A 26,346-nucleotide genomic window follows, 5' to 3' on the forward strand; every position below is an offset into this window, starting at 1 on the left:
TCACGAGCCGTCCTGCCGGTAGACCAGCACCGAGTGTCCGATGCGGATCACGTCGCCGTCGGCGAGCTCCTGCCGGCCGACCCGCCGGCCGTTGACGAGGGTTCCGTTGGTGGAGCCGAGGTCCTCGACCGCGACGGTGCCACCGTCGAGCTGGACGTCGACGTGCTTGCGGCTGACCCCGGTGTCGGGCAGCCGGATGTCGGCGTCGGTGCCCCGCCCCAGCACGTTGCTGCCCTGCTCCAGGACATGCCGCGTGCCGGGGCCGTCGACCACCAGCACGTGACTGAGGCCCGGCCGCTGGCCGGGGTGCCCCACCACCGGTGCACCCCCGCCGGTGTCGGTGGCCGAGCCGGGGTGCCCGCCGGACAGCGGCGGGAGCGGGGGAACCCCGGGCGGCGCCGGGACCGAGGTGGAGGGACGTGGCGGGTGGGTGCCGTCGCCGACGTGGGAGGCGACCTCGAAGACGCCGGTGTGCAGGTTCTCGTCGCGCTCGAGCCGGACCTCGATGTCGCCGAAGGTCTGGTAGCCCTCCGACTCGACGTGCTCGGCGACCATGTCCGCGAGCTCGGAGGCGAGCTGCTCCGACCAGTCGGAGAGGTTCTCGAAGTCGACCTTGCCGAGGGTCACGACGTAGACGTTGGGCGCGAGCACCCGGCCACCGCCGAGGATCGAGCGTTGCTCGGTGGCCTCGCGCTGGAGGGCGTGCGCGATCTCGGCGGGGTGCACCTTGCCCTTGAACATGCGGGCGAAGGCGAGCCCGACCATGCCCTCGAGGCGTCGCTCGAAGCGCTGCAGAACACCCACAGTCGCTCCCTTGCGCTCGGCTGGCCTCCTACTGTCCTGAGCGCGATCGTAACCGGGCCGGGGACACCGGACCGGTCGGCGAGCGCAGGACACCCCGGACGATCTCGTCCCCGAGGAGCACGACGAGGTCCTGTCTACCAGGGCGGACCGACGTCGGCGGGCCGCCGCGCCCGGGGGGTCTCGCGGGAGCACGCGGCGGGGCTGCTACTGTCCTTCCTCGCCAGGGCAAGTGGCGGAATGGCAGACGCGCACGGTTCAGGTCCGTGTGTCCGAGAGGACGTGGGGGTTCAACTCCCCCCTTGCCCACCCCAGCACCACCTGCAGCAGTACCACCGACAGGGCCCCCTCGGGGGCCCTGTCGTCGTTCCGGCCCGGCGGTGCCGCTCGCGCCCGTGCGCCCGACGCTCAGTGCCGCCGGCCCCTGCCGGCCGACTGCGGACGCGCCGGCCCGGTGCCCGGGTGGCCGGTGTGCTCCCGGCCGGAGGTGCCACCCAGCGGCAGCGACTGGAAGAGCAGCACCGCTCCCCACGGGCCGATGACCCAGATCGGCCACGGGTAGATCCACTCGGTGCTGGCCACCGAGGTGAACAGCCAGATGCTGATCACGATGGCCGCCGTCGTCGCCCAGCTCGCCCATGCCGCCCGGAGGCCACCGCCACCGTGCCAGGGGGAACAGGACGACGTGCCGTGCGTCCCGGATTGGACCGGCGTCCGGCCGGGGTCGTGCGCGCCGCTCGGGCCGGCCGGCCGGACGGCAGCGGAGGGGGCGGTGGCCGGCAGGTCACTGGTGAGCTCGCCGAGCTGGCCGTAGGTGCGGGCCGCGTAGGCCCGGGTGAGGCGCTCGTCGTACTCCGCGACGGTCAGGCGCCCGGCGGACATGTGCGCGCCGAGCACCTCCGCGACGGCGGCCCGGTCGGCGTCGGAGGCGCGCAGGTGCGGTTCGGGCATTCCGGACTCCTCGTGTCGGGTGCGGTGCCCAGTCTGGTGGGCCGGGGCCCGGCCGGGCCACTGACGTCTGTCACCAGTTCGACGGGCCCGGAGCAGCGGACGGCGCCCACCTGCCTCCGTGCGCAGCACCTGGTCGGAGTTCCATCCGAGTTCCACGTGGAACAGCTCGCCGCCCCCGGCACCGACGATCCGGCGTCCGTCGGCCGTATGTGGTGAGCTGGCCGCTGCCCGCCCCGGCCAGGAGGAATCGCATGCCGCTCGATCACCAGCTCCGGCAGTTCGCCGACGCCGCCCAGGCCGGCGGCGAGCCGTCCGTCACCGCAGACCCCGTCGCCGACCGGGCGCGCTTCCGGGAGCTCGCGCTCGCCCGGCAGGCCGGCCTCGACCCCGAGCCGGTCCTCGACGTGGAGGACCGGAGCATCTCCGGTCCGGACGGCGAGCTGCCGGTGCGCCTGTACCGCGCCGGGTGGCGAGGGCCGGCGGAGGCGCGGCCGGTGGTGGTCTGGCTGCACGGCGGCGGCTGGCGGGTCGGCGACCTGGACACCGCCGACCCGGTCTGCCGGCGGGTGGCCAACGCGCTGCGTGCGGTCGTCGTCTCGGTCGACTACCGGCTCGCGCCGGAGCACCCCCATCCCGCGCCCCTGGAGGACGCGATGACCGCGCTCCGCTGGGCGGCGGAGCGCTGGCCGGACGCCCCGCTGGTCGTGGGCGGCGACAGCGCCGGAGGCGGGCTGGCGGCGAGCGCCGCGCTGCGGGCCCGCGACGGGGGTGGGCCGCGGCTGGCGGCGCAGTTGCTGGTCTACCCGGCGCTCGACCCGGCCCAGGGCCTGCCCTCGAACACGGAGAACGCCGCGGGGCCCTTCGTCACCACCGCCGACATGGCCGCCTTCTACGCCGCGTACCTGCCCGGCAGCGTCCAGGACGCCGATCCGGTCGTCGCGCCGCTGGGCCGGGACCTGGCCGGTCTGCCCCCGGCGGTCGTGACGACGGCGGAGTACGACCCGCTGCGCGACGAGGGCGACGGGTACGCCACGCAGTTGGCGGCGGCCGGCGTGCCCACCACGCACCTGCCCGGGCCCGGGTTGGCGCACGGCTGGTTCTCCATGGGTGGGGTGTCGGCGGCGGCCGCGAGCCGCCGGGACGAGGTGCTCAGCGCCCTCGCCGACCTGCTCGCCGGGCCGGCGGGCGCCCGGCGAGCCGATCCGGACGGGCGGTGGCCGGCCACCGAGCCACGCGGCACCTGGGTCCAGCGCGGAGCGGCTCGGCTCGCCGTCGACCTGCGCGGTGGCGGGCTCCGCCGGCTCGTCGTCGGCAGCTGGGACGTGCTCGACGGCTATCCCGCCGGCACGGTGCCGGCCGGTCGACGTGGTGGCGTCCTGCTGCCCTGGCCCAACCGGCTGCGCGGTGGCGCGTGGCGGTGGCGGGGGCGCGACCTCCAGCTCGACGTGGTCAGCCCCGCGTCCCCCAACGCCATCCACGGGCTGGTCTCGGCCCAGCCGTGGGACGTGCTGGACCAGCGGTCGGGCGGCGTCTCGGTCGGCACGGTGCTCGAGCCGCGCGCGGGCTACCCCTTCCGCCTGGCGGCGGCGATCGACTACGAGCTCACCCCGGACCAGCTCGCCGTCACCGTGCGGGTGCGCAACGCCGGGGACGACGACGCCCCGTTCGGCGTCGGCATGCACCCCTATCTGCACGTGGGCGCCGACGACGACGGCGGCATCAGCGCGGGCGAGCTCACCGTGCCCGCTCGCACCGCCCTGGAGCTGGACGGTGGCCTGCCCACGGGTGGCCGGCGGGGCTTCGACGGAGCCATCGGACGGATCGGGGACCGCGCCCTGGACGACGCGGTGACCGACCTGGTGCGCGACGACGACGGCTGGGCGCGGGTGCGGGTCGGGGGCCCGGCGGGGAGCCTGGAGCTCGCGGTCGACCGGTCCTGGCCGTGGCTCCAGGTCTACTCGGGCGACACCCTGCCCCCCGGGCAGCGGCGGCGCAGCCTCGCCGTGGAACCGATGACGTGCCCGCCGAACGCCCTCGCCGACGGCGCGGACCTGGTCGTCCTGCCACCCGGAGGCACGTGGTCGGGCACGTGGACGCTGCGGTGGACACCGCGGGCCGGCGGTTCCGGCTCGTGACCAGCGAGGATGAGGCGGTGCGCACCATTGAGCTCCGTCCGGGTGAGGACACCATCCGGCTCGGTCAGCTGCTGAAGCTGGTCGACGCCGTGCCCACCGGCGCGCAGGTGAAGGACGTGCTGGCCGGCGGCGACGTCGCGGTGAACGGGGAACCCGAGGAGCGCCGCGGGCGTCAGCTGCACCGGGGCGACGTGGTGTCGGTCGCCGGCATGGCGGACGTCCGGATCGGCTGATCCGAGCGGGATGTCGCTCTGGGTGGCCAGCGACGAACCGAGCGTCAGGCCGCGCCGAGCGGCAATGAGTTCACCTGCCTGTCACAGACTTCATGTGCATGACGTGGGTGTGCGGGGCAGTGCGGAAGAGCCCGGGCGGCGGTGGTGCGGAACCCGCCGCCCGGGGATCTACTCCTCCCCGTCGGGTAGCACCAGTTCGACGATCAGCGCCCGGTGGTCACTGCGCGGCACCGGGAGCAGCGTCAGCGATGCCACGCCCACCCGTGGGTCGACGAGCACGTGGTCCAGGGTCAGCCGGGGCTGGGGCAGCCGTTGCGGCGTCCAGGTGGCCGACAGCGCCCGCCCGGCCGCCAGTGCCGCATCGCGGTAGCCGGAGGCGACCACCCGGCGCAGCGCCGCATGGTCCAGCGTCGCGTTGAAGTCACCGGCCAGCATCCGCAGCACCCCTGGGCCGGGCGCGGGGAGGTCCGCCAGGTCCGCCGCCCACTGCCGCACCGACCGCGGCGACGTCGACGGCGGCATCGTGTGCACCGCGGTCACCTCGACGTCCGGTGCGCCGGGTACCGCGATCCGCGCCGCCGGCTGCTCGAAGTGACCGGGCACGGCGAACCGCTCCAGCAACGGCCATCGCGACCACAGCGCACCCCCGGCCGCCGGCGGCGCCCCGTCCCGCGCCCCGAGCACGTGCGCGTGCGGCAGATGGTCACCGATCCCCGCGGCGCGCAGGGCCATCGCCGCCGGCGGGGTCACCTCCTGCAGCACCAGCACGTCCACCCGGTGCGCCGCCACCAGTGCCACCACGGCCTGCGGATCGGCCTGCCCCAGTCGCAGGCTCACCGTGGCCACCCGCAGCCGCCGGGCCCCCTCCTCCCACGGCGTCGGCCGGCGCCCTGCCCGGGCCAGCACGGCGCCGGCGAGCACGATCCCCGCCGTCGCCGCCACCGCGGCGGCAGCCCGTGACCGGGCGCGCACCGCCACGGCCAGCGGCACGGCGCTCGTCGCCGCGGCGTACGGGGTGAACGCCAGCGCCGGCACCAGCGGGTACCCCCGCTCCGTGCCGGTGGCCCGCAGCAGCGCCCACACCGCCCAGGGTGTCGTGACCGCCGCCGCCCACCGGTGCCGCTGACGCTGGGTCCGGCCGGGGGTCATCCCGCGCACGGTAACCGCCGGCCCCGCCGCTGGTGCACTGTTCACCCTGGTGCGGTAGTACTCGGCCGGTCCGGCGCGGGCCGCAGGCACTGGCGACGGTGGAGCAGAGGAGTGGTGTCGGTGGCACGGGAACAGCTGGAGATCGAGCGGAAGTTCGACGTCGAGGAGGCGTTCGTGCTGCCCGACCTCTCCGGCGTGCCCGGCGTCTCCTCGGCCGGCGAGCCGGTCGAGCACACCCTCGAGGCCATCTACCACGACACCGCCGACCTGCGGCTCGCCCGCGCGAAGGTCACCCTGCGCCGGCGCACCGGCGGCACCGACGCCGGCTGGCACGTCAAGCTGCCCGCCGCCGCGGGCGCCCGCCGGGAGCTGCACAGCCCGCTGGGCCGCGCCAGGAAGACCGTGCCCACGGCCGTGCTGGCCCCCGCACTCGGCATCGTGCGGCACGCGCCGGTCACCCAGGTGGCCGGCCTGCGCACCCGCCGGCTGGTCACCGAGCTGTACGGCGAGGACGGCCGCGTCCTCGCCGAGGTCGCCGACGACCACGTCACCGGCACCGCGTTCCCCGCCGAACCCGGGGAGGCCGCCGTCGTCAGCTCGTGGCGGGAGGTCGAGGTCGAGCTCGTCGACGGCGACGAGCAGGTGCTGTCCGCCGTCGGCGAGGCGCTGGTCGCCGCGGGCGCGCAGCCTTCCCCGTCGGCCTCCAAGCTGATCCGGGTCCTCGGGAACCGGCTCCCCGCCGTTGATCCGGCGGCCGGCCGGCCGGCCGCTGCCGTCGCTCCGGAGCCGCACGAGGCAGCGGACGGCTCCGGCGGTGAGGGCAGGAGGTCCGGGAAGGGCGGCAAGAAGGCGCGTCGCCGCCACGCCGCGGCCCGGGCGGCGGCCCCCTCGACCGCCGCGGACCTCGTCCGCGCCGCGCTGGCCGATCTGGTGGCCGGCCTGCAGGACGCCGATCTGATGGTGCGCACCGACACCCCCGACGGGATCCACCAGGTCCGGGTCTCCTGCCGGCGGCTGCGCAGCGTCCTGGCCGCGTTCCGGCCCGTCCTCGACCGGGAGCGCACCGATCCGCTGCGGGCTGAGCTGCAGTGGGCCGGTGGCGAGCTGTCCGGCAGCCGGGACGCCGAGGTCGCTCTCGGCCACCTGCGGGAGCTGGTCGCCGCCCAGCCACCGGAGCTCGTGCTGGGCCCGGTGGCCGCGCGCCTGCAGCAGGAGGAGCTGCGCGACGGGCTCGCGAGCGGCGACGAGGCCCGCACGCTGCTCGGCACCCGCCGCTACCTGGACCTGCTCGACGCCCTCGCCGACCTGGTCGCCGACCCGCCGTTCACCGAGCGGGCCGCGCAGCCCGCCGCCCCGGTCGTCCGGGCCGTGCTGGCGCGCACCGTCACGCGGTTGACGAACGCCGTCGACCTCGCCGACGGGGCCGTCGATCCGGAAGCGCTGCACGGCGTCCGGAAGGCCGCCAAGCGGCTGCGGTACACCGCCGACGTGGCCGTCCCGGTGCTCGGCGACCCCGCCCGCGACCTGGTCGACGGCCTCAAGGACGTCCAGGAGGTCCTCGGCCGGCGCCAGGACACCTTCGTCACCCGCGAGCTGTGCACCCGGCTGGGTGCGCAGTCCTTCGCCGCCGGGGGTAACCCCTGGACGTTCGGGCGGCTGCACGGCCTGGAGCAGTCCCGCGGGGAGCAGGCCGCACGCGAGTTCTGGACGCAGTGGCCCCGGCTGCGCCCCGTCCTGAGGGCCGCCACCCGGTGACCGCCGGTCACCCGGCCGGCACCGGAGCGTGCCGGTGTCGCTGATCGCCCTGGTCGGCTTCGGCACCGTCGTCCTGCTCGCGATGTCCCTGCTGCACGGCTACGTGTGGTGGCGCTACGTCCGCAGCACCACCCGCCCCGGGCGGGTGCGGCGCCGGCTGACGGTGCTCACCGTCGTCCTGGCGCTGCTACCGGGCTCCGCCGTCCTGTTCGGCGACGAGCTGCCGCAGCCGGCCGGCACGCTCCTGGCCTGGGTCGGTTTCACGTGGCTCGGACTGCTGTTCTACCTGTTCCTGACGAGCCTCCTCACTGAGCCGGTGCGGGTGATCGCGAGGCTGCGCCGGCGGCCGGACGGACGGACGGAACCCGCCGAGTCCGGCCCGAGTGGGGCCCGGAGGGTCCCGCGCAGCGACGGCTCAGCGGCTCCGCGAGACGGGGGGACGGCACCTGGCCGCGATGCGATCCGTCAGGATCGCCATGTCACAGCTCGCCGCCTCTTCCTCGCCCGCTCCCTGGCGGTCGGGGCCGGGGCCCTCGCGGTCGGGACGGCGGGCACCGGCGCCGTCATCGCCAACTCCGCGCCCGTCGTCCGGCGGGTGCCCATCCGCATCCCCGGCCTGGACCCCGGCCTGGCCGGCCTGCGGATCGTCACCTTCTCCGACGGCCACCTCTCCGCCACCTACGGTGGGCGGCGGTTCGAGCGGCTGGTCGAGACGGTGAACGCGCAGCGCCCGGACGTCGTGGCCATCGTCGGCGACCTGGTGGACGGCGACGTGCGCGAACTCCGGGAGGACGCCGCCCCGCTGGCCGACCTGGTCAGCGAGCAGGGCGCCTACTTCGTCACCGGCAACCACGAGTACTTCGTCGACACCGAGGCCTGGATGCGCCACCTGCCGACCCTCGGCGTCGACGTCCTCCGCAACGAGCGCGTGGTCGTCCGCGGGCGCGGCGACGCGACCCTCGACCTGGCCGGCATCGACGACCGCACCGCGGCCGCGTCCGGCCTGCCCGGCCACGGCGCCGACCTGGACGCCGCGCTCGATGGCCGGGACGACGACGTCCCGCTGATCCTGCTCGCACACCAGCCGGTCATGGTCGGGCAGGCGCGCGCCGCGGGGGTCGACCTGCAGCTGTCCGGGCACACCCACGGCGGCCAGCTGTGGCCCTTCGACTACGCGATCCGGCTCGACCAGCCGGTGGTCGAGGGCTGGTCGCAGCAGGGGCCCACCCAGCTCTACGTCACCGCCGGCGCCGGCTACTGGGGTCCGCCGATGCGGGTCGGTGCCCGGCCGGAGGTCACCGTGATCGAGCTGCAGCCGGGGGAGCCGGCCGCGCCGCCGCGTTAGGACGGCGGACGCGGATGTCGGATCCGCACCACGGGGTCAGGGTGGTGCGGCACGGCAGTCACGAGCCCCCGCGCCTCGCGGCTGCCGCGAGGCGTTGGTACACATGCGACGTGGCCGCGACGTGGCCGCGCATGCCCGCGGGGGTGGCGATGGAGCCGGAACTCGGCGTGCGGCTGGCGGCCCAGCGCCTCACGGCGCTGCTCGTCGCGCCGCCCTACCGCCGCCGCTGGCAGATCCACAGCACGGTGCGGCGCGCCGAGCTGTCCCGTGCGGCGGTCGCCGCCGTCCTCGCCGAGCATCTGTACGAGACCGGCGAGGTGGGCGACGGGCACCGCGCCCGCAGCCTGGAGAACCGGGTCGGCCGGGCGCTCAACGGTCGCCGGATGTCCGACCGCACCCTCGAGCTGTTCATCACGGCGTTCGGTCTGAGCTCCGAGCACGCCGAGGAGCTCCGGGACCTGCTCCGGGGGCGCAGCGGCCGCAGCCAGCTGGTGGTCGCCGGCGCGCTGTCCGCGGAGCGGGAGATGCCCCCGCGGACCTGGCGGTCGCTGCAGCTGGCCGAGGAGCACACCGTCGGCCCCGATCGCGCGCCGCGGCAGCACGTCACGCGGCAGCTGCTGGAGGCCGTGGCGGAGACACGGCGGTACTACTACGCCTTCGACACCGCCCACGCCGCCGTCACGGTGCTCACCGGCGGCGCGCCGACGGGGGCCTTCCGGGTGCCCGGCACGCCCATCCACGTGGTGGAGATCGAGCTGTTCCGGCCGCTGCTGCCCGGCCAGACCCTCCACCTGGAGTACCGCACGGTGTTCAGCTACCCGGAACCGCCGGAGCCGGTGTTCCGCCGGGGCATCTCCGAGTCGGTGCGGCATGTCGCCGTCACCGTCCGCTTCGACCCCGCCGCCACGCCACGCCGGGTGCGGCGCGGCCGGTGGGAGTCGGCCGCGGCCACCGAGCCCGCCGAGGTGGGCCCGGTCGAACTGGTCGGCGGGCAGGCGTCGCTGGAGCTGGTCCCCGACGGCCGGTGCGTCATCGGCTACACCTGGGAGTGGTGATGGGGTAGCTCACCGGCCGCTCTGGCCGGGTGGTCACGTCGCGGGGGCCGGAGGCTCCCCGACGTGGACACGGGAAGCGGCTCAGCGCACGAGGGGACGGCCGTGACCGCGGTGTCGTCCGGAGGACGACGGTGTGCACAGCCTTCAGCCGGTGAAGGCCGCCGTCTCCGCCAGCCGGCTGGGTGGGACGGTCTTCAGCCGGGCGACCGCCTTCTCCAGGGGCACCAGGCCGATCTCGGTGCCGTGCAGGGCCACCATCTGCCCGGTGTGCCCCTCGTGCGCGGCGATCGTGGCGTGCAGCCCGAACCGGGTGGCCAGCACCCGGTCGAACGACGTCGGCGTGCCGCCGCGCTGCACGTGGCCGAGCACGGTGGTGCGCACTTCCTTGCCGGTGCGCCGCTCCAGCTCGTCGCCCAGTTGCTGGGCCACCCCGGTGAACCGCCGGTGGCCGAACTCGTCGAGGCCGCCGTCGCGCAGCTGCATGCTCCCCGGCTTGGGCATCGCGCCCTCGGAGACCACCACGATCACGTGCGAGTCGCCGCGCTCGAACCGGTTGGTGACCAGCTCGCAGACCTCGGTCACGTCGAACGGCTGCTCGGGGACCAGGGTCAGGTGCGCCCCGGAGGCCAGCCCGGCGTGCAGGGCGATCCAGCCGGCGTGCCGGCCCATCACCTCGACCAGCAGCACCCGCTGGTGCGACTCGGCCGTCGTGTGCAGCCGGTCGATCATCTCGGTGGCGATGCTGACCGCGGTGTCGAAGCCGAAGGTCAGGTCGGTGCCGTCGATGTCGTTGTCGATGGTCTTCGGGATGCCGACCACCGGCACCCCCTCCCGGGACAGCAGTGCGGCCGCCGTCAGCGTGCCCTCACCGCCGATGGGCACCAGGACGTCGACGGCGTGGGCGGCCAGCACCTCGCGCATCCGCTCCAGCCCGCCGTGCAGCCGCTCGGGAGCGACCCGGGCCGAGCCCAGCGTCGTCCCGCCGCGGGTCAGCAGGCCGTCCACCCGGGCGATGTCCAGCGGCATCGACTCGTCCTCCAGCAGGCCGCGCCAGCCGTTGCGGAAGCCGACGACGTCGCTGCCGTAGTGGGTCACCGCGGTCCGCACGACCGATCGGATCACCGCGTTCAGGCCGGGGCAGTCGCCTCCGCCGGTCAGGACTCCGATGCGCACGGGCACTCCTTCGTTGGGGGTGGGCGGTGCAACTGAAACGGTACGTCATGACGTCTAGACGTCTCGTCGTGCAGTACCTTTCAGGGCGTGTCGAGTTCCGAGGCGGGGCCGAAGTACCTCGCCGTCCGCGAGGCGTTGCGCCGGCGGGCCTCCGCACTGCCCGAGCACACTGTGCTCCCCCCGGAACCGGTGCTCTGCGCCGAGTACGGGGTCAGCCGGATCACCCTGCGCCGGGCGGTCGACGGGCTGGTCGCCGACGGCCACCTGGTGCGCGAGCAGGGGCGCGGGACCTTCGTGAGCCGACCGGGCATCCGGCACGAGTACCGCGAGAGCTTCGTGCACCGGATCGCCGGCTTCCACTCGGTCATGACCGAGCAGGGTGCCCAGGTCGGCACCACGGTGCTGACCCAGCGCATCGTCCCGGCGGCGCCGCCGATCGCCGCCGAGCTGTCGGTCGGCACCGCCGAGGACGTCGTCGAACTGGTCCGGCTGCGCAGCGTCGACGGGCTGCCCAACCACGTCGTCCGCAGCTTCCTGCCGGCCACGACCTACCCCAGGGCCGCGACCGAGGACTTCGGTCACGGCTCCCTCTACGAGTTCCTGCGCCGCGAGTACGCGGCCGACCTGGCGCACGCCCGGATCGTCGTCGACGTCGGGACGGCGGGCACCGACGAGGCCGACCTGCTCCAGATCATCGCCGGCTCGCCGCTGCTGGTCGTGCGCACCACGGTCCGCGACAGCGCCGGACACCCCCTGGTGCACTCCTTCTCCCGGCTGCGCCCCGATGTGAGCCAGGTGGAGTTCGAGGTCTCGGTCGGCGGCCGGTGAGCCGGCTCTAGTTCGTCAGGCGCTGCCGGGCGGCGGCGAGCAGCACCCGGTCCAGGCCGTGCCCGATGTGCCGGGCGAGGTCGGCCACGACGGCGCGCACCGCGGGATCGAGGTCGCGGCGCCCGGCCCAGCTGACCATCAGCGCGCCGGTGGAGGCGTGCTGGCCGAGCAGCACCGGGACGGCGAGCGACGTCTCGTGGCCGGCGTCCGGCAGCTCCCGGGCGGTCGGGAACAGGGTTTCGCCCTCCTCCCGGGTCGGGACCGCCACCAGCCGCCGCTCGCGGACGGCGGTGGCCAGCGGGTGGTCGTCGTCCAGGCAGAGCGTCGCCGAGGGCTCCGGGTACCAGCGGTAGGACGAGGTGTTCCAGGCCCGCACCACCGTGCTGCCCGCCTCGGTCACCGCGAGCACCGCCGCGGCCGCGCCGAGCGGGGAGCGCACCAGGCGGTCGACCATGCGCAGCACGTCGGCGAGCGTCTGCGCCCCGAGCAGCCCGGAGCTCAGCCGGGCGACCACCCGGGCCCGGTCGGCCTCCGCCTCGGCCTCCTCGAAGGCCACCTGTGCCGCGGCGGCGGCCGTGCGGGCGGCCGCCTCGTCACGCTCCGCCGCGGCCCGGGCCTCCCGCTCGGCCAGCCCGAGGGCCTGGGCCTGCAGCAGCCGGGAGCACTCGTCGGCCAGCGCGACCAGCTCGCCGATCTCGGCCGGGGTCCAGTCGCGCGGAACGTCATCGCCGGCCACCAGCACCCCGATCGGCCGGCCCTGGACGTCGACCAGGGGCGCACCGGCGTACGCCACCACCCCCAGTTCCCGCACCGCGATGGCGTCGCGCAGCCTCGGGTGCTGCCGCGCGTCGGGGAGCACCAGGACGTCGCCCGAGACGACCACCTCCTGGCTCAGCGAGTGGCTCAGCGGCATCGAGCGGCGGGTGTTCCACGGCTCGTCGAGCCCGACCGCGCCGGGAAACACCTGCCCACCCTTCGAGACCAGCACCACCATGGCCCGCGACACCGACAGCCGGTCGGCCAGCACGGCGGCCAGCCGGTCGAAGTCCTCGTCCGGACGGGCGGGGAGGGCCGACCAGGTCGGCAGCTCGAACTGCACCTGGGCGGGCATGGTCCTCCTCGACCGTTCGGGCACCGGGGCGCCGCGACGAGAACCCGGAGCGGGCCCGGAGTGGGCCCGCCGCCGTGCTCACCTCTTCGAGGCAGGTCGATGCTGTCAGACTCGGGGACGGCGCGCCGGTGACCGATGACCCCGGCGTGGAGCAACTCCAGGAGGACCGGGTGACCGCCGTCCGGAATGTGCTGCGGACCGGCAGCGTGCACAGCCACTTCCAGCCCATCGTCGAGATCGACACCGGCTCGGTCGTCGCCTACGAGGCGCTGGCCCGCGGCCCGGAAGGGCCCTTCCGATCGCCCGACGCGCTCTTCGCCGCGGCGCGTGCGGCCGGGCTGCTCGCCGAGCTGGACGCCGCCTGCCGCGCGGCGGCGTTGCGCGGTGCCGTGCAGCAGGGGCTCCTCGCCCCGCTCACCGTCTTCGTCAACGTCGAGCCCGAGGTCCTGGACGACGCCCCGCTGGCCGAGCTGGCCCGCAGCGTCGCCGGCGTGCCCGGGAACCTGCGCGTCGTTCTGGAGATCACCGAGCGCGCCCTGGCCGCCCGCCCGGCGGAGCTGCTGCGCACCGTCGACCGGGTCCGCGAGTTCGGCTGGGCCATCGCCCTGGACGACGTGGGGGCCGACTCGCTCTCCCTGGCCTTCATGCCGCTGCTGCGCCCCGACGTGGTCAAGCTCGACCTGCGGCTGGTGCAGGAGCGTCCCGGCCCGGCGATCGCCGAGATCATGAACGCGGTCAACGCCTACGCCGAGGCCAGCGGCGCGCTGGTGCTGGCCGAGGGGATCGAGGACGCCGCCCACCTGCGGATGGCCCGGGCGCTGGGCGCGACCCTCGGCCAGGGCTGGTTGTTCGGCCGGCCGGCGGCCGTCCCCGCACCCGGTCACCGGACCGCCGCGTTGCCGCTGCCCGCGCCCTCGCCGGTGCCCGCCGGGATCGACCAGGCCTCGCCGTTCCAGTGCCTGCCGGCGGGCGTGCCACTGCGACGGTCACCCAAGTCGCTGCTCATCGAGGTCAGCAAGCAGCTGGAGCGGCAGGCGATGCGCATCGGGGACACCTGCGTCCTCGCCGCTGCCTTCCAGGAGGCCCGGCACCTCACCCCCGCGACGGCGCAGCGCTACCGCGACCTGGTGTCCCGGGTGGGCTTCGTCTGCGCGCTCGGCGAGGGGCTGCCCGTCGAGCCGCTGCCCGGCCTGCGCGGAGCGGACCTCGCCGCCGCCGACCCGGTGCGCGGGGAGTGGGACGTCGTCGTCCTCAGCCCGCACTTCAGCGCCGCGCTGCTCGCCCGCGACCTGCAGGACGGCGGGCCGGACCTGGACCGCACCTTCGAGTTCGGCCTCACCTACGACCGGGACACCGTCGTCCGTGCCGCGCGGTCGCTGCTCGGGCGCGTCGCCCCGCGGCAGGTGCCGGCCGTCGTCGACCGGTACGTCGGCGGGCGGCACCACCTCACCGGCCGGCTCGCCGAGCGGGTCGCCGCGCGCTGAGTCCGCCGGCCGCCCTACAGCTGCACGGACTCGCCCGGCGCCAGCCGGGCGAACGGCGTCGGCGTGCCGGGGCCGCGCTCGCCGAGCAGGCCGCCGACGATGCCGAGCCCGATGTCGCTGAGCAGCGCGTCGTGCACGGCGAGGGCGCGGCCGGCGCGCACCTCCCGCAGGTAGTCGATCACCTCGGCGGTCTTCGACCAGGGGGCCGACAGCGGCACGAGCAGGGTCGGCACCTCGACGCCGGGCGCGGTCAGCGCGTCACCGGGGTGGAAGACCAGGCCGTCGACGAGGAAGCCCACGTTGGGGATCCGTGGCACGTCGGGGTGGATGACCGCGTGCCACTCGCCGTGCACCTGGACGTCGAAGCCGGCCACCTGCACCGCATCGCCGGCGCCGACGACGTGCACCCGGGGGCCGGCGCCCGCCAGCTGGCGGGCCACCGAGGCGTTCGTCCAGACCTCGAGGGCCGGGTCGGCGTCCAGCGCCGCGCGGGTCCGGGCGGGGTCGAAGTGATCGGCGTGCTCGTGGGTGATGAGCACCGCCGAGGCGCCGGCCCAGGCCGATTCCTCGGTGAACGCGCCCGGGTCGACGACCAGCCGGCGGTCGTCGTCGGACAGCACGACACAGGCATGGCCGAGCTTGGTGAGCTGCACGGGAGCCTCCTCCGGGGACGGGCGCAGTTGCGCCGCCGAGCGTGCCACGGCGGCCCGGGGTGCCTCCTTGGGGGGAGCCCGGGCCGTCCTCGCTCGCCCCGGTGGCTCCGGATGCCGACTACTGGGAGGTGACCACCGCCACCGCTGCCAGGGAGACCGCCCTCGTGGACACCACCACCGTCGCTGCCGCCCGGAGCCGGGCGCACGGACCCACCGCCGCCCTCTGGCACGCCGTCGAGGTGCACCGTGACCCCTCCGAGGTGGACGGCGCCTGCGAGCTGACCTGCTGCGGCGTCCTGGCCCGGGTGACCACCGAGCGCAGCTGGCCGGTCGCCGACGCCGACGTCTGCCCCGACTGCCGCTCGCTCACCCGCTGAGCCCCCCCGATCCGCCGGTGCTGCGCGCCGGCTCCCCGGCGAGTTGCCGTGGCTCCTCTGCCCCCGGCGCCACGGCAACTCGCCGTCCTGGGGCGGGCCCCTCGCCCGCCCACGGTCCTCCGTGGATCAGCCGTGCTCGGCCAGCTCCGCCTGCAACCGGGCGATCAGGTCCGAGCGGCTGTTCGCCCCCAGCCGCTGCCGCATCCGGGACACGTGGTGCTCCACGGTCTTCGCCGAGATGAACAGCCGCGCGCCGATCTCCCGGTAGGTCTGCCCGGCGACCACCAGCGCGGCGACGTCCCGCTCCCGCTGGCTCAGGTGCGCGTCCTCCGGCCCGGCGGGAACCGCGTGCTCGGGCACCGCGGACCGCGCGGTCCGCTCGCCACCCTCCTCGCTCTCGGCCAGCGAGCGGGCGCACTGCAGCAGGGTCAGCCGGTCCCTGGGATCGGTGGCCCGCGCCGCCGCCTGCCCGGCCAGCCGTGAGCCGTCCCAGGCCAGCCCGACGGCGGCCAGGTCGGTCGCGGCGGTGACCGCCGTCGCGGCGTCGACATCGCCGGTGAGCACCCGCAGCCACGACCGACCGGCCTGCGCCACCGTGGCGGCGTAGGGGCTGGTGCGGGCGGCGGCGGCCAGCGCCGCCGCGTGCGGCTCGAGGGCGGCCGGATCGTCGGTGAGGATGGCGGCCTGCACCCCGCTCCAGTGCAGCGGCGTGGCCCACAGCTGGGGGTTCCCGAGCCGGGCGAGCAGCGCCCGGGCCTCGGCCAGGTGCGGCGCGAGCCGGCCGGCGTCCTTCATCCGGGAGCCGGCGATGACCAGCTCGCCCAGCGGCAGCAGCGCGAACAGGTCGACCGGGTGCCGCAGCAGGGCCTCGCGGGCCGGTTCCCAGGCCGCCAGAAGCGCCGGGGAGTCGCTGCTGCGGCGCGCCAGCCCCACCTCCAGCGCCCGGAGGAACAGCTCGTCGCGCGGTTCCAGCCGGTCGGTGCCGTGCGCCCGGTCCATCAGCTCGCGGGCGCCGCCGATCCGGCCCCGCAGCATCGCCGTCCAGGCCAGCAGCAGCAGGTGCCGCGGCCGGGCCGGCGGCCCGCCGACCTCGGCGTCCAGCGCCCGGTGCAGCACCGACTCGGCCACCCCCAGCTCCCCGCTGTGCAGCGCCACCAGCGCGGCGAGGGCCGCCGGGGTGTCCAGCAGCAGCGCGGTCCGCCCGACCGGCTCGACCAGTGCGGCCGCCCGGGTCAGCACCGACAGCGACGCGGCGATGTCGTCGGCCGCCGAGGCGCCGCAGCGCAGCGAGCGCAGCACGCCCTGGGCCATCAGCCACTCACCGCCGGAGAGGGTGGTCGGCGCGCTCCCGGCGGGGTCGTCCCTGGCGGCCTGCAGCACGGCGACGGCCTCGGCGTGCGCACCGGTGGCGAGCAGCGCCAGCGCGGTCGAGCCGGCGCGCTCGGGCCCGGCGAGGCCGAACAGCTCGGCGCTGCGGGCCAGCAGCCCGCGCTGGGCCAGCACGGTCGCGGCCACCCCGGCAGCGCGGCCGCGGTCGGGGGCCTCCTCGTCGGTGAGCCCGGTGTCGGCCCACTGCAGCGCGCCGTCCAGGTCGCCGGTGAGCGCGGCGGTGGCGGCCCGGCGGGCGGCCACCCGGCGGGCCAGCGGCCCGGCGTCGGCGGCCTCGGCGAGCAGCTCTCCGGCCAGCCCGGGGGCGACGGTCAGCGCGGCGGTGCCGTGCTTCTCCAGCAGCCGGGCGGCCCGCGGCTCCCGCACCCGGTCGGCGGCCAGCGCCCGGGCCAGGTCCAGCGGGTCCTCGCCGCGGTCGAGCAGCAGGCCCAGCAGCCGCCGGCGGGTGCCGCGGGTGACGTCGGCCGGCGTGACCTGCAGGAGGGCGTCGGAGACCAGCGGAACGACGGCACCCGCGGCCAGCAGCAGCCCACCGGCCCGCGCGCGGGTGACCAGCTCGCCGGCCCGGCCGGCCGGCAGCTCCAGCAGATCGGCCAGCACTTCGGTGTCCAGGGGGGAGCCGGCGGCCAGGGCGTGCAGCAGCGCGCGCTCCTCGTCGTCGAGCGCGGCGAGGTCTGCCCGCACCTGCTCGAGGACCTCGCCGGGAACCTCGAGCCGGCGCGGCGCGACCGGGTCGATCGGCCCGGTCAGGGGGGCGGTGGCCGGCGCGACCACGTTCCGGGCCAGGCAGCTCAGCAGGGCGGCGACGAGGGCGGGGAGGCCGCCGGTCTGGTGCAGCACGAAGTCGACCAGCCGCGGGGTCACCGTGACGCCGAGCTCGGCGGTCGCCCAGGTCTGCACGCCCTCACGGGTCAGGTGCCCGAGCACCACCATGTGCCGGTCGCCGGCCATCTCCGAGACCAGGTCGGCCAGCACGGGCGGGCGGGGCCACGGGCGGTAGGCCAGCGTCACCCGCGCCCGGGGGTGGGCGAGCAGCTGCCGGACCCGCTCGGCGCCCGCCGGGGTGAGCCGCTGGGCGTCGTCCACGATCACGGCCAGGTCGCCGGTCAGGTCGGCCGCGGCGGGTGCGCTGCGGGCGTCCGCGACGGGGATACCGGCCTCCCGGTAGGCCGAGGCGAGCCGGGTCAGCAGCAGCGACTTGCCCGTGCCACCCGGCCCCTGCACGGCGACCGCGGACAGCTGGGAACCGCCGCCGCGGGCGTCCTGGAGGAGCTGCCCGGCGCCGGCCGGGAGGGGCGTCGTCCAGGCAGCGGCGCGCAGGCCGGGGGCGGCGGTCATGCCGTCTGCCCGCCGGGTGCGGTGCCGGTCGGGATGCTCGGCAGCGCCCGGGGGCCCGGCGTCGGCGCGAGCGTGGGAACCGGTGTCGGTGTGGGATCCGGCGCGGGCGTGGGGTCCGGTGTCGGTTCGGGGACCGGTGTCGGCGTCGGCTCGGGGTCCGGCGTCGGGGTCGGCTCGGGGTCCGGCGTCGGGGTGGGGTCCGGGGTCGGTTCGGGGACCGGTGTCGGCGTCGGCTCGGGGTCCGGCGTCGGGGTGGGGTCCGGTGCCGGGCTCTCCGGGAGGCCGCCGGTGCCGGGCCCGGTCGTGGACCCGGGTGTGGTGGTGCCCGGCGCGGGCGGGCCGCCCGGGGCGGTGGTGCCACCGGGGCCGGCCGCCGCCGTAGTGCTCCCGGCCGGTGCGGACGTGCCGGGCGCGGACGTCCCGCGTGCCGTTCCGGCCGCGGCCCGGCGGACCGCGGCCGGCGTGGCCCCGGCCGTCACCCGGGCGCGGGTGATGCGCTGCGCCTCCCCCGTGTCGGTCACGTTCCGCTCCAGCGCCGCCGGGGCGAGGTCACCGGGTCGGGGGCTGCCCGGCTCCGCCACGCCTCCCGGCGTGCCCGCGCGCTGCGGAGTGCCGCCCGGGGCCGGCTCACCCGCGGCGTCGGCTGCGGACCCGCTGAGGGAGGACCCGCCGTCCACCGGGTCGAGCACCGCGACCACCGAGGCCGAGGCGGCCCACAGTCCGAGCACGGCCGTGGTCAGCACCGCCGCCCGCTGCAGGTTCCGCCGGGGCGGGTGCACCCGGCCGGCCGCCGTGGGCCGGGGCCGCCGGGGCCGGCGACCGCCGGCGCCGCCGGCCCCGGCCGGCATCGTGGTGGGCCCCGCAGCGGGGAGCGGCTCGGCCGGGTGGTGCTGCACCGCCAGCCGCGCCGCGCCGCAGGCCGCCGTCAGCGCGGGCTCCGGGTCCGCGACCAGCGGCCGGCCCAGCTCGGCGGAGAGCGTCTCGGCGACCAGCGGCACCCGGGTGCTGCCCCCGGCGAGCACGACGGCGTCCAGGTCGTCGACGGTCAGGCCGGCCGCAGCCACCGCCCGCCGGACGCCGTCGACGGACGCCTCGACCGCGCCGGCCACCAGGTCCTCGACGTCCTCCCGGACGACCCGGACCGCGTGCGGAACCCCGTCGACCTGCAGGTCGACCCGGACGTCGGTGTCGGTGGACAGCGCCTCCTTGGCGGCCACGCAGGCGTGGCGCAGCGCGGCCCGCTCGCCGAGGTCGGTGGGAGCGGTGCCGCCGGGCAGCGACGCGACGACGTGGCCGACCACGGCGTCGTCGAGGTCGCGCCCACCCCAGGCCAGCGGTGCGGGCGGCGCGGTGAGCTGCTCGACGACCCCGTCCGGCGTCGTGCGCAGCACCGCGGTGTCCAGGAACCCGGCGCCCAGGTCGTAGACGGCGACCGTGGACCCGGCGGACAGCGCACCGGCGGCGATCCGGGCCCGGACCACGGCGACCGCCCCCGAGACGACCGAGGAGCGGGTCAGCCCCGCGGATCGCAGCGCGGCCGCGAGCACGTCGCGGCGGTGGTCGCCCCAGGAGGGCGGCACGGTGAGGACGGTCCAGGTGGCGGGCCGCCCCTCGCGGCGGGTGGCGACCTCGTGCGCGCGGGCGGCGATCGCCGCCACGGCGGCGGCGGGGGAGACGGCGCGGCCGGCCCCGGTCAGCGGGGTGGGGGACCCGACGCGCTGCAGGACGTGCTCGACCAGCTCCCCTCCGGGCCCGGAACCGGGGGGCGGGAGCACCGACAGCCGGCCGGCGTCCAGGGCGACGGCGGCCGAGCCCACCGGGCCGGCCGGGCCCAGGCGCAGCAGCTCGGGCGGGCCCTGCGGCCCGTCCTCCAGCCGGCAGACCGCGGCCACCACGGTCGAGTCCCCGACGTCGATCCCGAGCCCGTACGTCCCGTCGTGCATCCAGCATCCCCCCGCTGTGCCGGGTGCCGGGCTGCTGTGCCCGGCCAGGGCAAGGTAACTGTCCGCGCACGCGTTGTGTGACTCCTGAGACGAATGGGGTGCCCCAACATCTCTGGGCCCCCGACACCCCGGTGCCCCTAACGCACGGTCAGGGGGAACCCCCCAATGGGTGTCCGGAAGAAGGGGGCTCCGCCCCGATGAACCGGAGCGGCGGACGCCGAAGACTTCGGTCCAGCAGCCGGACGACGGGCGGACGGCGCAAGACCTCAGGAGTCGATCCCCATGGCCACCCTCGCGAGCTCTCTCCTCGACTTCATCCTCGACCTGCTCCGCGACCCGCAGACGGCCGCCGACTTCCAGGCCGACCCGCAGGGCGCGCTGGCCGCCGCCGGCCTCGACGACGTCTGCCCCACCGACGTGCAGAACCTCATCCCGGTGCTGGAGGACTTCGCGCCGATGGGTGGCGGGGCCGCGGGCCTGGCGCACATCGCGCCGGCCGCCCAGGCCGCCGCCGCCCCGGTGGCCGCCGCGGCCGCTGCACCGACCTTCGCCGCCGCGCAGCCCACCGTCGTCTCGCCGGCCGCCTCCGGCCCCGACTCGGACTCGGACTCGGTGATCGAGCAGCTGCGCTACATCCAGCAGACGTTCACCTACAACGCGAACACCACGATCGACGTCCGGGACAGCGTCTGGTCCGGCAAGGACGTCTACCAGATCTTCGGCGACGACGCGGTGCTCGCCACCGGCGGCAGCGTCGCGGCCGGCGAGGAGGTCGAGGACGTCTCGGTCGACCACAGCGTGGAGATCGAGGACTCGTTCAACATCGACGACTCGTTCAACCCCGAGAACTCCAACAACACCGTCGAGGGCGACGGGAACGCGGTCGGCCGCGGCAACGACGTCGACAACGTCGACGAGTCGATCGACGTGGACGACAGCACCGGCGTCAACATCGGCGAGGACAACGAGGTCGGGGACGTGGCCTCCGGTGTCGGCAACGCCGTCGGCAACGAGGTGGACCTCGACGTGGAGAGCACCACCACGACCACCGAGGACTCCTACAACACCGAGGACTCCCACAACGAGGACAACTCCCGCACGGACAACTCGGACAACTCCCGCACGGACAACTCGGACAACTCCCGCACGGACAACTCCGACGACTCCACGACGACGACCACGACGACGACCACCGACGTGGACGTCGAGCTCGAGGACTCGTTCAACGACACCTCCACCGACGTGGAGCTCGACGTCGACGAATCGTTCAACGACGTGGACAGCTCCACCGAGGTCGACGTGGAGGAGACCACCACCACCGAGACCACCACCGAGATCGACACCACGGTGACCGGCAACGAGCTCATCCTCGCCGGCGACGACCAGACCTTCGAGGACTGATCGACCAGGGCAGTTGCCCCGGGGCCCGTTCCCCGGTGGACTGACCGCGAGCACTACCCGGCCCGGCCCGGCCGCCCCGGAGGGGGCGGCCGGGCCGGGCACTCGGCTGCACAGGGGAAGGAACGACGGGGCGATGGGCGCGGCGACACCGATCGAGCTGCTCGACCGCGCCCTCGAGCTGACCGGCGACCGGCAGGACCTGCACCGGCGGCTGACCGTCGTGCGCGAGCGGGTGCAGGACCCCGCCGTCCGGGTGCTGGTGGTGGGCGAGCCGAAGCAGGGCAAGAGCACGCTGCTCAACGCCCTGGTCGGGGCTCCGGTGTGCGTGGTCGGGCACGCCGACGAGACGCTGGTGCCGGTGGTGGTGCGGCACGGAGCGGCCGCCGCGGCCGCCCTGGTGTACGCCGCCGGACCGGGTGACGGACCGGTCCCGACCGGCGGTGCGCCCACCACCCGGGTACCCGTCCCGGTCGGCTCCCTCCCGGCGGAGCTGACCCGCGCGGCCGGCGGCGACGACGGCCGGCAGCTGGTCGCCGCGGAGGTCGAGCTCCCGCGCCGGCTGCTCGAGGGTGGCCTGCAGCTGGTCGACACGGCGGGGGTGGGCGGCGTGGGCTCGACGGCCGCGCTGCGGACGATCGACCTGCTGCCCGCCGCGACCGCCGTCCTCGTCGTCTCCGACGCCTCCCAGGAGTACACCGCCCCGGAGATGGCCTTCCTCCGGCAGGCCGCCGCCCTGTGCCCGCACGTGGTGGGCGTGCTCACGAAGGTGGACGCCTCCCCGGAGTGGCGCACGATCGTCGACCTGGACCGCGGGCACCTGGAGAACGCCGGCCTGGACCTGCCGGTCTTCCCGGTCTCGGCGTCGCTGGAGATCCTCGCCGTCCAGCAGCAGGACCGGGAGCTGCACCAGGAGTCGGGGATGGGGGCCGTGGCCGCGCACCTGCGCCGCGGTGTGCTGGACCGGGCCGAGACGCTGGCCCGGCGGTCCACGGTGCACGACCTGACCTCGGTCACCGACCAGCTGGCGCTGTCGCTGCGCACCGAGCTGGCCGGCCTGCAGGACCCGGCCCACAACGAGGCACTGGTCGCCCGGCTGGAGGAGGCCCGGACACGGGTGGAGGAGCTCCGCCGGCAGTCGTCGCGCTGGCAGCAGGTGCTCGCCGACGGCGTCACCGACCTGATGGCCGACATCGACCACGACCTGCGTGACCGCGCGCGGGTGATCACCCGCGAGGCCGACGTGGCGATCGACGCCCACGACCCCGGTGCGCTCTGGGACGACCTGACCGACTGGCTGGACGAGCGGATCGGCGGCGCGGTGGCCGACAGCTACGTGTGGGCCAGCCAGCGGTCGGAGTTCCTGGCCGTCGAGGTCGTCGACCAGTTCGCCCGGGACGGCGGGGTCGCCCTGCCCGACCTGCCCATCGGGGACGGCGCGGAGGTGCTCGGGTCGCTCGTCGAGCTCGACGACATCGACCGCGGGGTGCTGACCGTGCCGCAGCGGGTGCTGATCGGCATGAAGGGGTCCTACAGCGGCGTGCTGATGACCGGCCTGATCACGAGCATGGCCGGCCTGGGGCTGATCAACCCGATCTCGCTGGCCGTGGGTGCGGTGATCGGTACCAGGGCCTACCGCGACGACAAGCAGACCCGCCGGCAGCGCCGGCAGGCCGAGGCCAAGGCGGCCGTGCGCCGCCACCTCGACGAGGTCGTGTTCCAGGTCGGCAAGCAGCTGAAGGACCGGCTGCGGGGAGTGCAGCGCACCCTGCGGGATCTGGTCACCGACACCGTCGACGAGATGTCCCGGACCCTGGCCGATGCGGTCCGGGCTGCCCAGCAGTCGGTGAAGGTCGCCGCCGCGGAGCGCGACGCCCGGGTGCGCGAGGTCCGGCGCCGGCTGGCGCTGGTCGAGCGGCTCGCCGCCGACGTCGCCCGGCTCTCCCCCGGGACGGCGTCGTGACCTCGGCTGCGGGCGGCCGGCACCGGCCCGTCGGGGGGCGCGACAGCGGATCGCAGCTGCTCGACGACGTGCGCGCCCTGCTGGACGCGGCGGCCGCCGTGCACCACGACCGCCCTGCGGCCGTGGCGCGGCTGGCGGCGCAGCGCCGGCGGCTGGACGAGCCGCTGCGGGTGGCGCTGACCGGGCGGGTCAAGGCCGGGAAGTCCACCCTGCTCAACGCCCTGGTGGGGGAGCGCCTGGCGCCCACCGACGCCGGGGAGTGCACCCGGGTGGTCACCTGGTTCCGCAACGGGCCGACGCCCCAGGCCGTCCTGCACCGCACCGACGGCGCCCGGCAGTCGCTGCCGGTGCGGCGGGTGGGTGGCGGGCTGCAGCTGGACCTGGCCGGGACACCCGCCGGGGACGTGGCCCGCCTGGTTGTGGACTGGCCGTCGTCCGGGCTGCAGCCGGCGATGCTGATCGACACCCCCGGCATCGCCTCCCTGTCCGCCGACGCGAGCGCCCGGACCCAGGCGTTCATCGAGGCCGACGACCAGCTCTCCGGTGCCGACGCGATCGTGTTCCTCACCCGCCAGGTGCAGCCGGCGGACCTGGCCTTCCTGGCCGCCTTCCAGCAGGCCACCGGCGGAGCGGGCCTGCACACGACCACGATCACCGTGCTGTCCCGCGCCGACGAGCTCGGCTCCGGCCGGCTGGACGCCCTGCTGGCCGCCGACGACGTGGCCCGGCGCACCGCCGAGCTGCCCGCCGTGGCGGCGCTGAGCCAGACGGTCCTGCCGGTGGCCGGGCTGGTCGCGTTCGGTGGTCGCACGCTGCGGCACGTGGATTTCGTCGCGCTGGCCACGCTGGCGCAGGCCGACCGGGCCGACGTCGAGGCGATGCTGCTGACCGCCGACCGGTTCGGCCGGCCCGAGGCGCCCGTTCCGGTGCCCCGGGCCGCGCGGGTCTCCCTGCTCGAACGGCTGGGGCTGTTCGGCGTCCGGCTGGCGGTGGCGCTGATCCGCACCGGCGTCGTCGGCACCGCTCCCGCGCTGGCCGACGAGCTGGTCGCGCGCAGCGGGCTGGCCGAGCTGCAGCGGCTGCTCGCGATCCAGTTCACCGAGCGGAGCGCCCAGCTCAAGGCCGGTGCCGCACTGCGCCTGCTGGAGCAGCTGCTGCGGGACGGACCCACCGACGGCGACCAGGAGCTGTGGCGGGACCTGGAGCGGGTGCGCTGTGGGTCGCTCGACCTGGTGGAGCTGGACCTGCTGGGCCGGTCCCGGGCGCCGGGCGGACCGTTCCCCGCCGACGTGCGGGCCGAGGCCGAACGGCTGCTGGGCGCATCGGGTTCCGGGCCGGCGGCCCGGCTGGGGCTGGCCGAGGAGACGTCCGTCGGGGACCTGCGGGCGGCCGCGGGGGCGGCGGTGGCCCGCTGGCGTGCGCGGTCGGCCGACCCGCTGGCGCCGCGGGCGGCGGTCGACGCCGCGGAGGCCGTCGTGCGGTCGTGCGAAGAGCTGGCCGCGGTGCTCGGCTCAGCCGGCCCGGGGACCACGGTCCCGGGCGAACCAGGCCCGGGAGGAGCGGGGCAGCACCAGGGTCAGCAGCCCGACGAGGACCAGCCCGCCCTGGCCGAGGAACGCGGCCCGGGCGATCGGCACCGCGCCGTCGACCAGCCCCCGGTCCACGTCGACGGCCAGCAGCGTCAGCACTCCCACCACGCACAGCGCCCAGCGGGCCGCGGACCGGCCGCGTAGCACCAGCACGAGGCAGCCGGCGACCAGCACCAGCAGCACCGCGCTGCCACCGGCGGCGGCGGTCAGCGTCGTCTCCACGCCCGAGGTGACCAGGTCCGCCGGCCGGCTCGGGTCGTCCTCGAGCGCGGCGGCCACCAGGCGGTCCCGGGCGGCCTCGACGTCGGCCGCGGCCGCAGCCAGGCCGAGCAGCCCGGCGAGGCAGCTACCCAGCCAGGCGACGGTGGACAGCCGCAGCAGGCCGGGCAACCGTGCCCGGGTGCGTGGGGCCGGCGGGCGCAGCGTGCTGGTGACCGGTGGCCGCGGCGGCGGTCGCCGTCCACCCGGCCGGTCAGCCACCGGAGCCCGGTCGTGCACTTCCCATCGGCGGTGTCCCCCTGCGGTCAGTGGCCGGTGAACTCCGCCGGCCGCTTGGCCAGGAACGCCTCCACCGCCTCGCGGTGGTCTGCCGTGCCGCCCAGCGAGGTCTGCAACCGGGCCTCGAGCGCCAGGGTGTCCTCGAGCGGGTCGGTGGCGGCCGTCGCCAGCACCGTCTTGATCGCCCGGTAGGCCAGCGTCGGGCCGGCCGCCAGCCGGGCGGCGAGGGCCTGCGCCTCCGGCAGCACCTGCTCGGGGGCGACCACGCGGTGCACCAGCCCCCACGTGGCGGCGGTCTCGGCGAGGAACGGGTCGGGCAGCAGCAGGATCTCCGCGGCCCGCGACCCGCCCACGCAGTGGACCAGCCGGGAGGCCAGCGCCGAGTCGCTGGACAGCCCTATCCCGGCGAACGCGGTGGTGAACTTGGCGCCGGCCGCGGCCACCCGGAGGTCACCGGCGAGCGCCAGGCCCAGCCCGGCGCCCGCGCACGCACCGTTGATCGCCACCACCAGCGGGACACGCAGGGCCGCCACGGCCAGCGCGAGCGGGTTGTACTCGTCCTCCACCACCGACAGCGACTGCTCGGCGTTGCCGCGCAGCGCCTCGACGTGCTCGGCGAGGTCCTGGCCGACGCAGAACGCGCGGCCGGTACCGGTCAACAGCACCGCCCGGACCGACTCGTCGGCGCGCACCGCCCGCACCAGCTCCAGCAGCTCGCCGCGCAGTGCGTGCGACAGCATCGGCCGCTGCATCGTGAGAGTCGCGACGCCGTCCGCGTCGGTCCGGGTCACGGTCGGTTCGGACACCGTCGTCCTCTCGGTCACAGGGAGTGGTCGCAGGAGCCGGTCGCGTGGCGGCGTTCCCCGGCGGCCACCTTCTCACGCACGCCGCTCGCGGTCGGGATCAGAGCAGCGCGTCGGCCACCCGGGCGACGACGTCCAGCGGTGCGGCGGGCGCGTCGCTGGTGGCCGGGGTGGGAGCCGGGCTGGTGGCCGGGGTGGTGGGAGGCGTCGTCGGGGGTGTGGTCGGTGCGGGGTCCGTCTCCACCACCGGCGGTGGCGGCGGTGGCGTCGTGGGGGGCGGTGGCGGCGGTGGCGGCGTCGTGGTGGGGGGCGGCGGTGGCGGCGGCGTGGTGGGGGGCGGTGGCTGCGGTGGCGGCGTCGTCGTGGGCGGCGGGG

General features: G+C 76.3%; 21 protein-coding genes and 1 tRNA gene. 13 read left to right on the forward strand and 9 right to left on the reverse strand.

Annotation, left to right across the window (positions count from 1 at the left end):
* Positions 1-804: an FhaA domain-containing protein gene (locus ACYVG5_RS09890; protein WP_222048461.1), complete on the reverse strand. Its 804-nt coding sequence runs from the start codon at positions 802-804 to the stop codon at positions 1-3.
* Between the two features lie 223 nt (positions 805-1,027).
* On the opposite strand from ACYVG5_RS09890, the gene ACYVG5_RS09895 reads away from it, so the two are divergent.
* A tRNA-Leu gene (locus ACYVG5_RS09895) sits at positions 1,028-1,110 on the forward strand.
* A 99-nt stretch (positions 1,111-1,209) separates the two neighbouring features.
* Here the strand turns inward: ACYVG5_RS09895 and ACYVG5_RS09900 are convergent.
* A complete protein-coding gene (locus tag ACYVG5_RS09900; RefSeq protein WP_222048463.1) occupies positions 1,210-1,752 on the reverse strand; it encodes a DUF1707 SHOCT-like domain-containing protein in 543 nt (180 codons plus the stop codon).
* A 251-nt stretch (positions 1,753-2,003) separates the two neighbouring features.
* Here ACYVG5_RS09900 and ACYVG5_RS09905 point away from each other — a divergent pair, with 251 nt between their 5' ends.
* Complete coding sequence (locus ACYVG5_RS09905; protein WP_222048467.1) at positions 2,004-3,887, forward strand: aldose epimerase family protein; 1,884 nt, start codon at positions 2,004-2,006, stop codon at positions 3,885-3,887.
* Positions 3,884-4,120, forward strand: coding sequence for an RNA-binding S4 domain-containing protein (locus tag ACYVG5_RS09910; RefSeq protein WP_460683143.1), 237 nt, complete (start codon positions 3,884-3,886; stop codon positions 4,118-4,120). The genes ACYVG5_RS09905 and ACYVG5_RS09910 overlap by 4 nt, the downstream gene beginning before the upstream one ends.
* A 168-nt stretch (positions 4,121-4,288) precedes the next feature.
* Here ACYVG5_RS09910 and ACYVG5_RS09915 read toward each other — a convergent pair whose 3' ends face one another.
* Entirely contained in the window at positions 4,289-5,269 is a 981-nt protein-coding gene (locus ACYVG5_RS09915) for an endonuclease/exonuclease/phosphatase family protein (protein ID WP_222048469.1), read from the reverse strand.
* Positions 5,270-5,389: 120 nt separating this feature from the next.
* Between ACYVG5_RS09915 and ACYVG5_RS09920 the strand changes: the two genes are divergently transcribed.
* The 3 genes from ACYVG5_RS09920 to ACYVG5_RS09930 all read left to right on the forward strand — a co-directional run bounded on the left by ACYVG5_RS09920 (position 5,390) and on the right by ACYVG5_RS09930 (position 9,424).
* Complete coding sequence (locus tag ACYVG5_RS09920) at positions 5,390-7,024, forward strand: CYTH and CHAD domain-containing protein (protein ID WP_222048471.1); 1,635 nt, start codon at positions 5,390-5,392, stop codon at positions 7,022-7,024.
* A gap of 34 nt (positions 7,025-7,058) precedes the next feature.
* Positions 7,059-8,369: a metallophosphoesterase gene (locus ACYVG5_RS09925; RefSeq protein WP_222048473.1), complete on the forward strand. Its 1,311-nt coding sequence runs from the start codon at positions 7,059-7,061 to the stop codon at positions 8,367-8,369.
* A gap of 110 nt (positions 8,370-8,479) precedes the next feature.
* On the forward strand, positions 8,480-9,424 hold the full coding sequence (locus tag ACYVG5_RS09930) for a hypothetical protein (protein ID WP_222048475.1): 945 nt from the start codon (positions 8,480-8,482) through the stop codon (positions 9,422-9,424).
* Positions 9,425-9,568: 144 nt separating this feature from the next.
* On the opposite strand, the gene ACYVG5_RS09935 is transcribed toward ACYVG5_RS09930, so the two are convergent.
* Positions 9,569-10,597, reverse strand: a complete 1,029-nt coding sequence (locus tag ACYVG5_RS09935) for an ATP-dependent 6-phosphofructokinase (protein ID WP_222048477.1) — start codon at positions 10,595-10,597, stop codon at positions 9,569-9,571.
* Between the two features lie 87 nt (positions 10,598-10,684).
* Here ACYVG5_RS09935 and ACYVG5_RS09940 point away from each other — a divergent pair, with 87 nt between their 5' ends.
* A complete protein-coding gene (locus ACYVG5_RS09940; protein ID WP_222048479.1) occupies positions 10,685-11,425 on the forward strand; it encodes a GntR family transcriptional regulator in 741 nt (246 codons plus the stop codon).
* A gap of 7 nt (positions 11,426-11,432) precedes the next feature.
* On the opposite strand, the gene ACYVG5_RS09945 is transcribed toward ACYVG5_RS09940, so the two are convergent.
* Complete coding sequence (locus tag ACYVG5_RS09945; RefSeq protein ID WP_222048481.1) at positions 11,433-12,536, reverse strand: GAF domain-containing protein; 1,104 nt, start codon at positions 12,534-12,536, stop codon at positions 11,433-11,435.
* Positions 12,537-12,664: 128 nt separating this feature from the next.
* Here ACYVG5_RS09945 and ACYVG5_RS09950 point away from each other — a divergent pair, with 128 nt between their 5' ends.
* Positions 12,665-14,020 carry a sensor domain-containing phosphodiesterase gene (locus ACYVG5_RS09950; RefSeq protein WP_460683144.1) on the forward strand — a complete coding sequence of 452 codons (1,356 nt, stop codon included), beginning with the start codon at positions 12,665-12,667 and terminating at the stop codon, positions 14,018-14,020.
* A gap of 14 nt (positions 14,021-14,034) precedes the next feature.
* On the opposite strand, the gene ACYVG5_RS09955 is transcribed toward ACYVG5_RS09950, so the two are convergent.
* Positions 14,035-14,673, reverse strand: a complete 639-nt coding sequence (locus ACYVG5_RS09955) for an MBL fold metallo-hydrolase (RefSeq protein WP_222048483.1) — start codon at positions 14,671-14,673, stop codon at positions 14,035-14,037.
* Positions 14,674-14,774: 101 nt separating this feature from the next.
* On the opposite strand from ACYVG5_RS09955, the gene ACYVG5_RS09960 reads away from it, so the two are divergent.
* On the forward strand, positions 14,775-15,050 hold the full coding sequence (locus ACYVG5_RS09960) for a hypothetical protein (protein WP_246630190.1): 276 nt from the start codon (positions 14,775-14,777) through the stop codon (positions 15,048-15,050).
* Positions 15,051-15,176: 126 nt separating this feature from the next.
* On the opposite strand, the gene ACYVG5_RS09965 is transcribed toward ACYVG5_RS09960, so the two are convergent.
* Together ACYVG5_RS09965 and ACYVG5_RS09970 are read right to left on the reverse strand one after the other, a co-directional pair.
* Positions 15,177-17,777, reverse strand: coding sequence for a helix-turn-helix transcriptional regulator (locus ACYVG5_RS09965; protein WP_460683145.1), 2,601 nt, complete (start codon positions 17,775-17,777; stop codon positions 15,177-15,179).
* Entirely contained in the window at positions 17,774-19,720 is a 1,947-nt protein-coding gene (locus tag ACYVG5_RS09970; protein WP_222048487.1) for an Hsp70 family protein, read from the reverse strand. The genes ACYVG5_RS09965 and ACYVG5_RS09970 overlap by 4 nt, the downstream gene beginning before the upstream one ends.
* Before the next feature lie 282 nt (positions 19,721-20,002).
* Here ACYVG5_RS09970 and ACYVG5_RS09975 point away from each other — a divergent pair, with 282 nt between their 5' ends.
* The 3 genes from ACYVG5_RS09975 to ACYVG5_RS09985 all read left to right on the forward strand — a co-directional run bounded on the left by ACYVG5_RS09975 (position 20,003) and on the right by ACYVG5_RS09985 (position 24,814).
* The gene (locus ACYVG5_RS09975) at positions 20,003-21,121 is read left to right on the forward strand and encodes an IniB N-terminal domain-containing protein (protein ID WP_222048489.1); all 1,119 of its coding nucleotides are present in this window, start codon (positions 20,003-20,005) and stop codon (positions 21,119-21,121) included.
* Positions 21,122-21,254: 133 nt separating this feature from the next.
* On the forward strand, positions 21,255-23,081 hold the full coding sequence (locus ACYVG5_RS09980) for a dynamin family protein (protein ID WP_222048616.1): 1,827 nt from the start codon (positions 21,255-21,257) through the stop codon (positions 23,079-23,081).
* A complete protein-coding gene (locus ACYVG5_RS09985; RefSeq protein WP_222048491.1) occupies positions 23,078-24,814 on the forward strand; it encodes a dynamin family protein in 1,737 nt (578 codons plus the stop codon). Before ACYVG5_RS09980 ends, ACYVG5_RS09985 begins: the two co-directional genes overlap by 4 nt.
* Before the next feature lie 380 nt (positions 24,815-25,194).
* On the opposite strand, the gene ACYVG5_RS09990 is transcribed toward ACYVG5_RS09985, so the two are convergent.
* A complete protein-coding gene (locus ACYVG5_RS09990) occupies positions 25,195-25,974 on the reverse strand; it encodes an enoyl-CoA hydratase-related protein (protein WP_222048493.1) in 780 nt (259 codons plus the stop codon).
* A 44-nt stretch (positions 25,975-26,018) separates the two neighbouring features.
* Here ACYVG5_RS09990 and ACYVG5_RS09995 point away from each other — a divergent pair.
* Positions 26,019-26,346 (forward strand): hypothetical protein (locus tag ACYVG5_RS09995; protein WP_460683146.1); only part of this gene is annotated, 328 nt, incomplete at its 3' end.

This window comes from Modestobacter lapidis (genome assembly GCF_054780755.1).